The following is a 12,810-nucleotide window of genomic DNA, read 5'->3' as shown; positions in this document are numbered from 1 at the left end:
ACTTAGCCACAAACTCCAGGCTCAAACCAGAAAAACAATTCTTCTTCAGCTTCTGTTTGCTCTTCATTAGCCGCTTGTGTCGTTTGCTTAATGGTGTCATTCACACTAACGCTTTGCAGGTCGAGTGTAGTCTCTTCAATACTGTTTTCATCTTTGTATTCAGTCAACATGTCAATCACCTTTGCTCTGTAAGTAGATTAACTATAGACGAGACTTATACCCCAATAAAGTGATGTATTTTGGTTTTTATATCTTAAAAAAGGATATATGAGGTATTAAGTACCTTATTGAATAGAAAACTGACTTGCTTTTACAGCAGATCTCAACAGAGCGGCTAACTTTCTTTAACTCGACTATTCCATATCGTTCTATGGTTTGAGTATAAGGCCAAGTTTACCCACCTATCATTTTGACAATAGCAAGTTCTTGTAGGTTTTTTCTGTTAATTATAGTGCTTTATAGGTTTATATTTAGACTAATATGTTTTATTTTTATGGTATGTTAACTTTTTTTGAGCTAACTAGACGTAATCATGAAGAAAATAATCTCTCTAGCACTTACTTTATTGCTAACTGATATGGCATTCGCTTGCAAGCCTGTGCCCCCAAATGCAGGTTTGGTCGGGCCTTTGAATGCTAAAAAGTCATTGGTAGTCACCTCTGCTAACCAGCAGTACTTCCTTAAGCTCGTGCCAAGTAAATAGGCGTTTGAGAAAGGTCGATTGGTTCGAAAAAGAGACTCTTATGCTTTGGCTTTTGAGGCTACCCCATATGGTCAGTCTAAGCCACTTTGGAGTTTTAAACATTGGGATGTAAATGGTGTTGGAACTATGAAGCTTTCTAATGACGGCACGAGTTTAGTAATAGTAAACAATTATATAAAAAGTGACGCAGATACTCATGCATTTATTGCTTATAAAAATGGCAAGAAAACCATGGAGTATCCAGCCAGCCATTTTGGCGTAAAGGTTAGAAAAGCGCCTGCTTGTCTTAGGAACACTTGGTTAGATTCTAAAACAAAATTATCCATATTGAGCAGTCCATATGAGTTTGTCTTGCATACGACCAATGGCTTGCGTTGGACCGTTAGCCCCGACGGTTCAGTCATCAAAAGAGCAAAATGACCTTATTTGGTGGTGGCACTTTGCGTGCCACTGCCATTGTTGATTATGGTTGGAGCTACGACAGATACTGCAGGGAGTACCTTTGTTTTAGTTTTTAGACGACATCAAGTCCGCTGCGCCCCATGGTAAAGATTCACCACATGATTAGCCTCAGCAAAAAACAACCAACGCTCCGCAGTAATACCAACCATCGCAATTACAAATGCCAACAACGCTGAAAATACCGCTGCACTAGCACCAATCACCGAAAACGCAGTCAGTAAAAACGGAATAAAGAAACCACAAACAAACACAACAGCTTTGAACAAGTTAAGCTGTCCCTTCGCTGTTTTATAGCCAAATTCATCGGTCAAAAACGTAGCAGCAGTATGCCCAACATCTAACAAACGAACATTGCCGCGTAAGAAGCCTGTTGCCGTGTTAATACTTGAACCGCTCGGCGTACGAATCCAGTAGTAATAAATCGCCTTACTAATCCCAGCAGTCACAATCAGCCCAACCGTAATACCACCCATCACACCAACCGCTTGACCACTAAACGCCAAAACGACATTTAACAACAAAGCGCCTGTCATAAACGCTAGCAGTATGTAATTCGTTGGAGTTAGTGGTGTGTTCCATTGCTTAATCGTTTTGAGGCAACCATAAATCATGCCTTGGCTAAACAAGGTAGCGAACGCGAGCATGACGCCAAACAGCCCCATGAGCTTGCTGAAAAAGCCAATATCACCAGTTTTCATATCAGCGAAATAGACACCTAGTAAATACAGCCCTGCAAACGGAAAAAATAGCACCGCAAATACACCTTCGCGAGATAACCACGACGTTCTAAAGCGAAAGAATGCACGCCACGCATTTTTGGGATTGGCTAGGTGCAAGGTTGATGATAATAAACCAACGATAACTAAGACCATGGCGAGTACTATCCCAAATAGTATTTCGCCACGACTGAGTATAGGTAGAAAGCCAAGAACATGTGCCATTGCCAGCAACATATACAAACCAAAGCCTGCGCCTGAGCAGACGGTAAACGCAATAACAGAAAAGGCGGGTTGCATAGTATTTTCCTTATCTTGACACGGACTGATTGACCCATTTTTTCACTGAACTTATCAATGATCCGGGCTTAGCTTCTGCCGTTGGCATTGGTTTCATAATGCGAGGCGGTAGGTAGTGGTTGGTTGGGCTATATCCCAACTCAGGCATTAGTTGATGGCCACCACGTTGGCGCACCAGTGTACTAACATTTGATTCAGGGTCATCAAAATCACCGAAGTGGCGTGCATTGGACGGGCAGGTGATGACACAGGAAGGTTGACGGTCAATTTCTTCAAGATTTTCATCGTAAATACGGTCAATGCACAGCGTACATTTCTTCATGGTTCCCGTGTCACGGTCAAGTTCACGCGCACCATATGGACAAGCCCACGAACAGTAGTTGCATCCCATGCACTTGTCTTGGTCGATCAGTACGATGCCATCTTCAACACGCTTGTAAGAAGCACCCGTTGGGCAAACGTCTACGCAGTCGGCTTGCTCACAGTGCATACACGACATGGGCATATTGACGGTTTTGCTGTTTGGCGAGTCGCCGACTTCAAAGTGTCGTATGCGGTTAAACCAAACGCCTTGCGGGTCTTCATCGTAAGGTTTGAGGTCAGTTAACGGGCCGGTTGCGCCAGAGGTGTTCCACTGTTTGCAGGAGACGGTACAGGCATGGCAGCCGACGCAGACATCAAGATCAATCACTAGTCCTAGCTTCATAAATGACTCCTATTTCTTTTTGTCGTGGACGCTGCCACGTTTTAGCACGTCGTCCATTGAACGATGGATGCGGACAGGGTGCTCATGTGCGTTGTAGCGTAAAATATCTGGCGACTCTTCCATGCCTGGCATCTTCTTCATGTCAGGGAATTGCGGATAAGCACCTGTTTCACCGTTTTCAACAGGGTAGATCTTCACGCGCAAGTCGTACCAAGCCGCTTGCCCGGTAATAGGGTCGGAGTTGGTGACGTTGTCCAGTGCATCGCCTTTTTTCGGTAATAACTCTGAAATTAGGTGATTCATTAAGAACGCATCTTTTGCTTCATTCGAGCCTTTTTTTAGGCCCCAAGCGCCTGATTGTTTGGCGATCGCATTCCATGTCCAGACGGTGTTTTTCACACAGCCTTCCATGTGTTTGACCTGCACACGAATCTTTCCGTTATGCGACTCTACCCAGACCCAAGACTTGTCTTCGATGCCCATGCTTTCCGCTTGTTCACGGTTTATATACATGAAGTTTTGCGAAATGATCTGTCGCAGCCACGCGTTTTGCGAATCCCATGAGTGATACATAAACATAGGGCGCTGGTTGATGGCATGGAATGGGTATTCCTCTTCATCAATTCGCGTTTGCTCTAATGGTGTGTAGAACTCAGGTAACGGTGTAAAGTACTTGGTTAAGCGATCTTTGTGATGCTGCTCAGTCGGCATTGGGCCGTCATACAAACCTTGCCCTGCGAGGTTGAATTTTTGCAGTGTCTCAGAATAAAGCTCCATGACAATCTGATCACTTGAGCCAATCCAACCGTTACCTTTAGCCCATTCTAAGTAGTCTTTATTAGCATGGCGGTAGTAACGTCTTTCAGGTGTGAATGGCACTTGCATAAAAGCGCCGTTTTCTTTGTAGCGCTCCCATTGCTTAGGATTTGGCTTACCGCGTAAGTGGGTTTCATTACCGTCTTCATCCAAGCGCCAACCGGCCAATAGACCAATGCCCGGCGCGGCTTGCCAGTTGGTGACAAAGTCTTCGTAGCCTTTGTATTTGCGGCTACCGTCTTTATTGGTAAACACGGGGAAGCCTAAGCGACTGCCGACTTCTATTTGTACTTCCTGCCATGACATCACGTCACGGTTGGTTTCCAAAATAGGCTGGCGAATGGCATCACCGGCCATGTGTGGTTCAGAAATAGGGCGGTCTAACATCGAAATGGTGTCATAACGCTCTAAATAGGTCGTATCTGGGATGATCAAGTCGGCAAAGTTGGTTATTTCCGAATGATAGGCGTCAGACACCACAATGAATGGGATTTTATGTTCACCGGTTTCCTCGTCACGCGCACTCAGCATCTTGCGCACTTGAGAGGTATTCATGGTGGAGTTCCACGACATATTTGCCATGAACATCATTAACGTATCAATCGGGTACGGGTCGCCGTTGTAAGCATTGGTAATCACCATGTGCATCAAACCGTGGTTTGACAGTGGCGCGTCCCATGAAAAAGCTTTGTCGATACGTAATGGCTTGCCGTCATCATCAATCACCAAATCTTCAGGGCAGGTCGGGAAGCCTAGCGGTGGTGAGGTGAGTGGTGTATTAGGTTTTGTTGTTTTGCACGGTTTTAATGGCGGCGGGATTGGCTTTGGAAACGGTGGTTTAGCCAAGTGTCCTCCGGGGCAGTCCACCGAGCCTAACAGGATTTGTACAAAGTGAATCGCACGACAGGCTTGGAAGCCGTTGGAGTGAGCAGATACACCGCGCATAGCGTGCATAGACACAGGGCGACCGATAAATTTATCGTGCTTACGGCCAGCGTAGTCGGTCCATTCTTGCTCTATTTCGATGGTTTCTTTAAACGCAACGTGTGCCATTTCTAAGGCTAAGCGCTCAATAGTATCAGCAGGAATACCGGTGATTTCAGCAGAGTTTTCAGGTGAATATTTATCGTCAAGGTACGTATCAGCAAAGATGACCATTGCACTACGAACAGGTTTGCCATTGGCTTCACCTTCGTAGAAAAGTGCTGGGTTGATGTCAGGCAGTTTACCGTTCACTGCCTTCTCTTGTTCCATGTCCCAAACGAGCGGATTACCATCGTCGTCACGCAAGAATAAGCCGTCACCTTTCTGGCCGGGCGTATTGACGGTGAGGTAAGCGGAGTTGGTGTAACGAATCAAAAACTCCCAATCGAACTGCTCGTGCTTGAGCAATACATGCACCATCGACAAGGCAAACTGCATGTCTGTACCGGGTGTAATGCCAATCCACTCATCGGCAATCGCCTGATAACCTGTGCGGGTTGGATTGATGGAAACAAATTTTGCGCCACGGCTTTTGAGCTTCTCAAGACCAATTTTTATCGGGTTGGATGCATGGTCATCGGCCACGCCCCACATCATAAAGTATTTGGTCAGATCCCAGTCGGGGTCGCCAAATTCCCAGAAGGAAAAGCCAGTGGTGTAGAGGCCAGCAGCGGCCATATTTACCGAACAAAAACCACCGTGAGACGCCCAGTTGATGGTGCCAAACTGCGATGCCCACAAGCCTGTGAGTGCTTGCATTTGGTCACGGCCAGTGAAGTAGGCGAGTTTTTTAGGGTCAGTTTCACGAATGTTTCGTAAGCGCGCAGTAAGGATATCTAGCGCTTGACCCATACTGATGGCTTCGTACTCGCCATCACCACGTTTGCTGCCTTTTTTGCGTAACAAGGGGGTGGTGAGTTTGGCGGGTGAGTTTTGTTTCATTATGCCGGCATTACCTTTAGCACATAAAACACCCTTATTGACGGGGTGGTCACGATTCCCTTCGATGTAGCGAATTTTTTTGTCTTCAACCGTCACCTTGATGCCGCAGCGACACGCGCACATATAACAAGTTGAGTATTTCACCGATTGCTTGTCGGGATCTTCAAACTTAGGGACTGTGCTCATCGTGTCCTCCTACGCGAGTGAGTGATTGTCTAAAATCATCATGCGCTTAAGTTTTGAGATCAGCCAATACGTATATCTTATATGGGCATAAGTTTATATAATAAGTATATTTTATAGGAGTGATAAAGACCGCACTTATCTGAATATTTATGACGAGCAACTATAATGCGATGTCCCACCAGCCTCAAAAAACTGAGCTGGCTTCAGTCTATAATATTTATCTTCAACGGCCTTCGATTGCTCAGCATAAGGTTGCGTCATAACCTCCTGCAACTCACGCACCAACGCATGGTTTCCCTCAGCCGCTGCCTTATAAGCAGGTACAACAAACCACTCCCGCAAACAATATTTAGGGTTAACGAGTTTCATTTGCTCAGACACCGCCTCAGGCGACATTCCAACATTATTAATCAACATTTTCCATTGTGCGAGCCAGGCTGACCAATGCTCATCCATAGCTTCTGAGTCAGTGTAAAAACTCTTTTTTAGTGGTTCGATGTCCTTAGGTATCTCTGAAAGCTCCCGAAAGAATATTGTGTAATCGACGGACGTTTCCATCATCAACGCCACCAATTTATTGAATAACACTTCGTCAAACGTTTTAAGCCCCAGCTTAGCCGCCCACATATCATCCATTTGGCTTTGCATCATGCTTGGAAAACCTCGATGAACGTCATCAAGTTGTTCCAACGATTCTGGGTGCTTTGTCAGTAAAGGCTTCAAGGCCGAGCAAAAACTAGCGAAGTTACGTTCAGCTGCTAACGGTTGATTCAAAAAAGAATAGTGCTCTCCACCGCCTGTCCAAGGTTGGAAGCGAGGGTCAAACACATCCATAAATCCAAACGGGCCATAGTCGAGTGTGAAGCCTCCCGCAGCACAATTGTCACTGTTAAAGTTACCCTGACAAAACCCAACCCTGATCCAGTTTGCAATCATTGAAGTCAACCGACTGCGAAACTCATGCGCAAGCAGTACGACTTTTTCAGCAGTGTTGAGTTGCGAGTCGATAGCGTCAGCATACTCACGGTCGATCAGGTGCAATACAATTTTTTCTAACTCTTCTGTAGCGTGTGGGTATGATTCCCAACGCGCACGACGACTGAAAAGTTCGAGTTGGCCGACTCGAATAAATGACGGAGCAACACGAGTCGAGATGGCGACAGGATCGTTAACCAAGATGTCAGGGTCTTGCTGGCGTGAGCCTTCCGAGTACCACGGGCGTTTCACTGTTTCAGTTTTAGATACGTATAAACTTAATGAGCGTGTCGTCGGGACACCCAGTGCATGCATGTGTTCCTGTGCCAAAAACTCACGCACACTTGAACGTAATACCGCACGACCATCTGCACCACGAGAGTAGGGTGTGCGTCCGCTGCCTTTGAGTTGCATTTCCCAGCGTTTGCCTTTGATAGCAACCTCAAGCACCGATGTTGCACGACCGTCGCCATATCCGTTGCCCGTACCGAAAGGGCACTGTTGGATATATTCTCTGCCGCGCATGGATAGTGCATAGCCTGTTGCCCAGCCGACCTTGTGCATCGGTTCTGGAACGCCAGACATATCACCAGAGAACAGTCGTGTGAAGTCAGCGGATTGCGCCAAGCTGTCCGCAAAGCCAAGCTCGCGAAAAAATTGTTTGCTGTGTGTGATGTACTCAGGGTTTTCTATGGGAGTCGGTGTGACCGGCACATAATGTCCTGAGAAGACTTCACGAGGCGAGTGATTTGCTCCGTTTAAATCTGCGTCAGGGTCAACGGTAAGCGACTCTATGAAGGAGTAATCTGCAAATTTGGCAAGATCGTTGAGCGTTTTTATGTCAGCGGTGAAGTCTTGATTTTGAGTCGGGTCTATCGTCTTCATAAAAGCGTCTTCTATCTAAAATTAACGGGGAGATTGCGGCAAGACTAGCTAACCATTTCACTAGTATTTGTAGGTGCGAGTGTAACATGGTTGATAATGCTAGTTGGCGAGGTGCTTTTGATGCATTCTGACGTAGTGCTTTCCTTTTTCTAAATGCCTTGGTATTTATACTAGTATTTAGAATATAACTTCCTAGCAGGTCAACGCCAAAAAATGACCCATAAACTAATTCTACTCGTGATTTTTAGCGTTCTCGGTTGTGGCTTCTGGATAAGTCCTGACTTTAAGGAAATCGCCGCGGGTGTTGCCATTTTCCTATTCGGCATGATGAGTCTCGAAGAGGGTTTCAAAGTCTTCACCGGTGGCTTACTCGAAAAAATACTCAGTCGCACCACCAATCGCTTGTGGAAGAGCCTTAGTTTTGGCGTTGTCACCACCTCCCTCATGCAGTCAAGTTCGCTCGTCTCCATCATCACCATTTCGTTTTTGTCTGCTGGACTCATTTCCCTGTCAGCAGGTATCGGGATTATCTTTGGTGCGAACCTCGGCACAACGACTGGCGCGTGGTTGGTTGCGGCCTTTGGTCTTAAGGTAAATATTGCCGCTTACGCCATGCCAATGATTGTCTTTGGCGTCATTCTCCTATTCCAGAAAAGTAGGCAACTCAAAGGCGTTGGTTATATTTTGGCGGGATTAGGTTTCCTATTCTTAGGTATCTATTACATGAAAGAAGGTTTCGACGCCTTCAAAGATCAGCTAGACCTGACTGCCTATGCCGTTTCTGGTTATAAGGGCATTCTACTATTCACACTCATCGGTGTGATTGCTACGGTCATTATGCAATCCAGTCATGCAACGTTAGTGCTGATTATTACCGCCTTAGCTGCTCAACAGATTACCTATGAGAACGCACTAGCACTGGCGATTGGTGCCAATTTAGGGACGACAATTACGGCCATTATCGGAGCTTTAGGCGCTAATGTGGATGGCAGGAGACTGGCAGGTGCTCATCTGATCTTTAACGCGGTCACGGCGATTATCGCGATAGTCTTTATTTACCAGCTAACAACCGTGGTTGACTTAGCCAGTGAGTGGTTGTCTATAGCACCGGATAATTACACCCTAAAGTTAGCTGTTTTTCACACTATCTTCAATGCGATAGGGCTGGTCGTTATGCTGCCATTCATTGGCAAGCTGGAGTCAGTGTTGATTAAAGCGATTCACCCGCAGATAAGAACGGCTGCGCAGCCTCGTTTTTTACATAAAGTGTCTTCTGACATGCCTGAAACTGCTATTGAAAGTGTGCGCAAAGAGACACTGCATTTGTATGAAAATGCCTATGATGTTATTGCTGGCGGTTTGCGCTTAAGTACGGATGATATTCGCTCAGAGTTGCCGATAGATGAGGTCATTAAGCGTGCTAGGCGACCCCATCCAATCAATATTGATGTCCAATACAACGAAACGATCAAGACCCTATATAGTGATATTGTTGAATATATTTCTACGTTGAGGGGTATGTCGCCGAGTCAAATGGATGAGTTGTTTTCATACCGTGCAGCAGGGCGTGAAATCGTTGAAGCGATCAAAAACACCAAGCATTTACAGAAAAATTTGGAGCGCTATCTAGCGTCTGATAATTCGAATATTCGTCAAGAGTATAATCAGTTACGTCGAGAGCTTGCAGAGGTACTTAGAGAGCTTGAGCTAACGCGAGTCGGTGCTGACGATGATGTTCCTGCTATTCTTTCACTGGACGCCATGCGGTTAAGAATGAAGGAAAATGATGTCGCGTTAACACATCGACTAGAGGAATTAATTCGAACTCGAAAGGTGAGTCCTCAACAGGCAACGTCATTGATGAATGACAGTAATTATATTTACGGCGCGACTAAAAATTTGGTGAAAATGGGCGAGACGCTCTTTTCCCCTGAGACTGAAGCGATCAAGCAAGCTGAAAAAATGTTATTGCTGAAAGATGAAGAGCTAGATGAGTTAGTCCACGATCAAGGAGAGCGCTAAAATGAAGCTTAAAAAATTGATAGAGAAAGCGGATACACTCTTTAATGCTGATGAAAGTGATCGAAAGCAGCGTCAAAGTAGCATCAAGGTTGTGCTTAAAAAATTGCGTAAGCATCAGACCAAACTCTTTGAAAAATTACAGAGTGACGAGTTGGATTTGGAGAGTAGGGAGAAGCTAGAGAAGAAACTAGCTTTAACTAAACTGCATCGGAAAAACGGTGTGGGTATTCTTAAAGAGATAAAAGCTGAAGAGAGTGAGTCTTCGTAAAATACTAAGCTATCGCTGATCATCTAGTCATTAAAGTTAAGCAGCTAGAAAGCTCCCCTTGGCTAAACTACAAGAACCCGAAAGACAATTAAGTGCCACAAGCCTGACCTTAATATAAAAATAATAATATCCCATTAGGTAATGTCAGCTGCGTAATAGTAAAATTTTACTTAATAAAAGAAAATGACAATACAGTGTAAAAAAACAAAATCCGATGGCCTGCTGTCAGCGCTTGGGCCAATTCTGTTGCTAGCGGTAGGCTTGGCAACGGCTAATATGCTGTCGACATACAAAGGCATTCATCACGAAAAACAAGCGACGCTGTCTGACCTTATCCAGCAGGATAGAGCGGTTGGAAATACTTTGTTTAATGCGCATAAATTCATTGAGGGCCAACAAGGCAGTCAGTTGTTGCGCCAAAGCTATGAGTCACTGCTGACTCGTTTTCCTGCGACCATTAGTAGTATTGAAAACGATAAAATCTTCCAACAGCTTAGCGGCTTATCTGACACAATTTATGCGACATTTAGTCATGTAGAGTCTGCTGAACAGATGATACTAAGACCAGAGCAAGTTGATAAAACGCAATTAAATGCTTGGGTAAATCAGCTTCATGAGATGAATCAGCAAATAAATGATCAGGTGCTGGATAACGTATCGTCGACTTCCGCGGAGTACTCTAAGAAAGCGTCTGGCACGATTATCAAAACGGCCTTTATTCTGCTTGCGGTCATTTTCACGTTTATTCTCTACTTGGGCTACTTACTAATCACGTTACGAAAAGAACGTAAACGTAATCTCCATATGCTGGCACATGACCCTTTAACAGGGCTTAGCAGTCGTGCCTGTGTGATGACCACTCTTCAATCTCGCTGTGATAATAGAACACCATTTTCATTGCTGTTGTTTGATTTAAATAAGTTCAAAGCAGTCAATGATACCTTTGGCCATCATGTTGGTGATCAGCTATTAAAAAGTCTAGCGGCAAAATTTACACAGACTCTGGGTAAGTTTGGCATTGTGGGGCGATTGGGTGGTGATGAGTTTGTCTGGCTTGCTGAGTCGGATAATCCTGAGGTTATTCAACAACAGTACGCGCTGTTTTTAGAGGAATTGAAAGCGCCTTGCGTAATTAATGGGAAACGACTTCATATAAAACTCAGTGCAGGTGGCGGAATCGCTGTTGATTATGATTTTAATGCCACGCAGTTGCTGGAGCGTGTGGATGAAGCGATGTATCAGGCTAAGTCGTTACAGATTAAAGAAGTGTTATGGGAGAATAAAACCATTTATAAGGCACTAGGAGCGGTTAATCCGCTCGAGCATAAGTCAAAAGTAGGGCGCAAAAAACAGCGAGACGAGTCATTAGAATATTCAGAACAACCGCCTCGCCAATCAGTACAACACCTAATCTGATCATCAGTTAAAGTTGGGCAAAGTGCCTCAGTTCATTTAACTCTCGTTTCAAATTATCAATCTCATCTAATAGCTCCAAAGACAATGCGATACCTGATAGGTTTATGCCTAAGTCTTGTCTTAAGCGAAGCGCCTTATCCGTGCGGATTAGCGCACTTTGGTGGAATTGCCATTTGCGAGTTGAACTCCCTTCAACCGGCGCAATCACGCCCTGATCAACCAGACTAATAATGAACTCGGCAGGTGTTTGACAGTGCTGGCACAGCTCTGCAAGATTCAACGTTGGCCCTTCTTCTAGAATGCTACCAACGACAATTGTAGTTACTTTAGTATTCATAATATTGTCTCATTTAGAAAAAATAGCTACGTGGGTTGAAGTCGATCTCATCCCGCATTTTTTCATTGTACTCTTTCACTTTAGGGTCAGAAGAGGGAGGTAGCATCACTTGCAATACCACATAAAAATCGCCTGCATCTTTGCCTGGTAGGCCCTTACCTTTGAGTCTTAACTTGCGCCCTTGTTGGGAGTCTGCGGGGACTTTCATGTCCACTTTTTTGCCATCCGGTGTCGGCACTTGTATCGTCGAACCTAAGGTCGCTTCCCAAGGGGCAACAGGCACATTCAGTGAGATGTCTTTTTCATTGATGCTATAAAGTGGGTGTGTATTAAACGCGACTTCAATCAATAAGTCACCCGCTTCACCACCGCCATGTCCAGGGCTACCTTGCTTGCTCAGGCGAATCGATTGGCCTTCTTTAATTCCCTTTGGAATCTTGATGCTTAAGGTTTTTTCTTTGCTAACCATTTGGCCGTTAGCATTAATTTCAGGGCTGGATATTTTTACTGACTGTTGAGCACCGTTTAAAGAGTCTTCCAAGTCGATCATGATCTTGGCACGAACGTTTTCGCCCTTTGACTGAAAGCCACGGCCTTGGCCGCTTTGATGAGTGTAGCGACCACCGGCAGCACGGTCTCCACCAAATAGATCTTCAAAGAAGCTACTGTAGTCTTGAGCGTTACCTTCAGTGTAGCCGCCTCCGCCAAAGTCGAAGTTCTGATCCCAGTCTGGTGGTGGTTGGAATCCTTCCTGCCCACCTTGCCAGTTAGAACCAAGTTGGTCATAAGCTTCGCGTTTTTCAGGGTCTTTTAGAACCTCGTAAGCTTCGCCGACTTCTTTAAATTTGGTTTCTGATTCATCCTCTTTGCTGACATCAGGATGGTATTTGCGGGCAAGTTTACGGTATGCCCGTTTGATCTCATCTTGAGAGGCTGCTTTTTTTAATCCGAGAATGTCGTAATAATCTTTATATTCCATAATATTCCTGAATCCATGTTTACCGTTACTTGCATTATTTAACAGAAACCATTGCAACCATATGACGTACATCAAGTCTTCTATGATAAAGCAGGGGTACTGTTATTAACTCC

At 45.0% G+C, this 12,810-nt stretch carries 12 protein-coding genes; 5 read left to right on the top strand and 7 right to left on the bottom strand.

Features of this window, described 5'->3' with window-relative positions; all coding sequences use genetic code 11:
• Window positions 1–2: 2 nt before the first annotated feature.
• On the bottom strand, window positions 3–170 hold the full coding sequence (locus DKT75_RS21800) for a hypothetical protein (RefSeq protein WP_158278804.1): 168 nt from the start codon (window positions 168–170) through the stop codon (window positions 3–5).
• 362 nt (window positions 171–532) lie between these two features.
• Here DKT75_RS21800 and DKT75_RS21795 point away from each other — a divergent pair, with 362 nt between their 5' ends.
• Both DKT75_RS21795 and DKT75_RS06670 read left to right on the top strand, forming a co-directional pair.
• On the top strand, window positions 533–703 hold the full coding sequence (locus tag DKT75_RS21795; protein ID WP_158278803.1) for a hypothetical protein: 171 nt from the start codon (window positions 533–535) through the stop codon (window positions 701–703).
• A gap of 18 nt (window positions 704–721) precedes the next feature.
• Entirely contained in the window at window positions 722–1,123 is a 402-nt protein-coding gene (locus DKT75_RS06670) for a hypothetical protein (protein ID WP_146201328.1), read from the top strand.
• 104 nt (window positions 1,124–1,227) lie between these two features.
• Here DKT75_RS06670 and DKT75_RS06665 read toward each other — a convergent pair whose 3' ends face one another.
• From DKT75_RS06665 to DKT75_RS06650, 4 genes are all read right to left on the bottom strand, one after another.
• Window positions 1,228–2,181, bottom strand: a complete 954-nt coding sequence (locus DKT75_RS06665) for a dimethyl sulfoxide reductase anchor subunit family protein (protein WP_109822638.1) — start codon at window positions 2,179–2,181, stop codon at window positions 1,228–1,230.
• Between the two features lie 10 nt (window positions 2,182–2,191).
• Complete coding sequence (locus tag DKT75_RS06660; protein WP_109822637.1) at window positions 2,192–2,887, bottom strand: 4Fe-4S dicluster domain-containing protein; 696 nt, start codon at window positions 2,885–2,887, stop codon at window positions 2,192–2,194.
• 9 nt (window positions 2,888–2,896) lie between these two features.
• Entirely contained in the window at window positions 2,897–5,815 is a 2,919-nt protein-coding gene (locus DKT75_RS06655; RefSeq protein ID WP_109822636.1) for a molybdopterin-dependent oxidoreductase, read from the bottom strand.
• Between the two features lie 147 nt (window positions 5,816–5,962).
• Complete coding sequence (locus tag DKT75_RS06650; RefSeq protein WP_109822635.1) at window positions 5,963–7,675, bottom strand: protein adenylyltransferase SelO; 1,713 nt, start codon at window positions 7,673–7,675, stop codon at window positions 5,963–5,965.
• Between the two features lie 213 nt (window positions 7,676–7,888).
• On the opposite strand from DKT75_RS06650, the gene DKT75_RS06645 reads away from it, so the two are divergent.
• The 3 genes from DKT75_RS06645 to DKT75_RS06635 all read left to right on the top strand — a co-directional run bounded on the left by DKT75_RS06645 (window position 7,889) and on the right by DKT75_RS06635 (window position 11,381).
• Window positions 7,889–9,697, top strand: a complete 1,809-nt coding sequence (locus DKT75_RS06645) for a Na/Pi cotransporter family protein (protein WP_170310658.1) — start codon at window positions 7,889–7,891, stop codon at window positions 9,695–9,697.
• A gap of 1 nt (window position 9,698) precedes the next feature.
• Window positions 9,699–9,965, top strand: coding sequence for a hypothetical protein (locus tag DKT75_RS06640; RefSeq protein WP_109822634.1), 267 nt, complete (start codon window positions 9,699–9,701; stop codon window positions 9,963–9,965).
• A gap of 183 nt (window positions 9,966–10,148) precedes the next feature.
• On the top strand, window positions 10,149–11,381 hold the full coding sequence (locus tag DKT75_RS06635; protein WP_109822633.1) for a GGDEF domain-containing protein: 1,233 nt from the start codon (window positions 10,149–10,151) through the stop codon (window positions 11,379–11,381).
• Between the two features lie 7 nt (window positions 11,382–11,388).
• Here DKT75_RS06635 and DKT75_RS06630 read toward each other — a convergent pair whose 3' ends face one another.
• Together DKT75_RS06630 and DKT75_RS06625 are read right to left on the bottom strand one after the other, a co-directional pair.
• The gene (locus tag DKT75_RS06630) at window positions 11,389–11,718 is read right to left on the bottom strand and encodes a chaperone modulator CbpM (RefSeq protein ID WP_109822632.1); all 330 of its coding nucleotides are present in this window, start codon (window positions 11,716–11,718) and stop codon (window positions 11,389–11,391) included.
• A 13-nt stretch (window positions 11,719–11,731) separates the two neighbouring features.
• On the bottom strand, window positions 11,732–12,697 hold the full coding sequence (locus DKT75_RS06625) for a DnaJ C-terminal domain-containing protein (RefSeq protein WP_109822631.1): 966 nt from the start codon (window positions 12,695–12,697) through the stop codon (window positions 11,732–11,734).
• Window positions 12,698–12,810 lie beyond the last annotated feature (113 nt).

This window comes from Leucothrix arctica, from assembly GCF_003172895.1.
GTDB classification, from domain to species: Bacteria; Pseudomonadota; Gammaproteobacteria; order Thiotrichales; family Thiotrichaceae; genus Leucothrix; species Leucothrix arctica.
Note: the sequence above shows the minus strand (reverse complement) of the source record. Positions and strands in the feature narration are given on the sequence as shown.

What these genes read in the sequence shown, in the direction of transcription:
- DKT75_RS21800 (WP_158278804.1), bottom strand. Translation starts at nt 170, where the DNA reads ATGTTGACTGAATACAAAGATGAAAACAGTATTGAAGAGACTACACTC.
- DKT75_RS21795 (WP_158278803.1), top strand. Translation starts at nt 533, where the DNA reads ATGAAGAAAATAATCTCTCTAGCACTTACTTTATTGCTAACTGATATG.
- DKT75_RS06665 (WP_109822638.1), bottom strand. Translation starts at nt 2,181, where the DNA reads ATGCAACCCGCCTTTTCTGTTATTGCGTTTACCGTCTGCTCAGGCGCA.
- DKT75_RS06660 (WP_109822637.1), bottom strand. Translation starts at nt 2,887, where the DNA reads ATGAAGCTAGGACTAGTGATTGATCTTGATGTCTGCGTCGGCTGCCAT.
- DKT75_RS06655 (WP_109822636.1), bottom strand. Translation starts at nt 5,815, where the DNA reads ATGAGCACAGTCCCTAAGTTTGAAGATCCCGACAAGCAATCGGTGAAA.
- DKT75_RS06650 (WP_109822635.1), bottom strand. Translation starts at nt 7,675, where the DNA reads ATGAAGACGATAGACCCGACTCAAAATCAAGACTTCACCGCTGACATA.
- DKT75_RS06645 (WP_170310658.1), top strand. Translation starts at nt 7,889, where the DNA reads ATGACCCATAAACTAATTCTACTCGTGATTTTTAGCGTTCTCGGTTGT.
- DKT75_RS06640 (WP_109822634.1), top strand. Translation starts at nt 9,699, where the DNA reads ATGAAGCTTAAAAAATTGATAGAGAAAGCGGATACACTCTTTAATGCT.
- DKT75_RS06635 (WP_109822633.1), top strand. Translation starts at nt 10,149, where the DNA reads ATGACAATACAGTGTAAAAAAACAAAATCCGATGGCCTGCTGTCAGCG.
- DKT75_RS06630 (WP_109822632.1), bottom strand. Translation starts at nt 11,718, where the DNA reads ATGAATACTAAAGTAACTACAATTGTCGTTGGTAGCATTCTAGAAGAA.
- DKT75_RS06625 (WP_109822631.1), bottom strand. Translation starts at nt 12,697, where the DNA reads ATGGAATATAAAGATTATTACGACATTCTCGGATTAAAAAAAGCAGCC.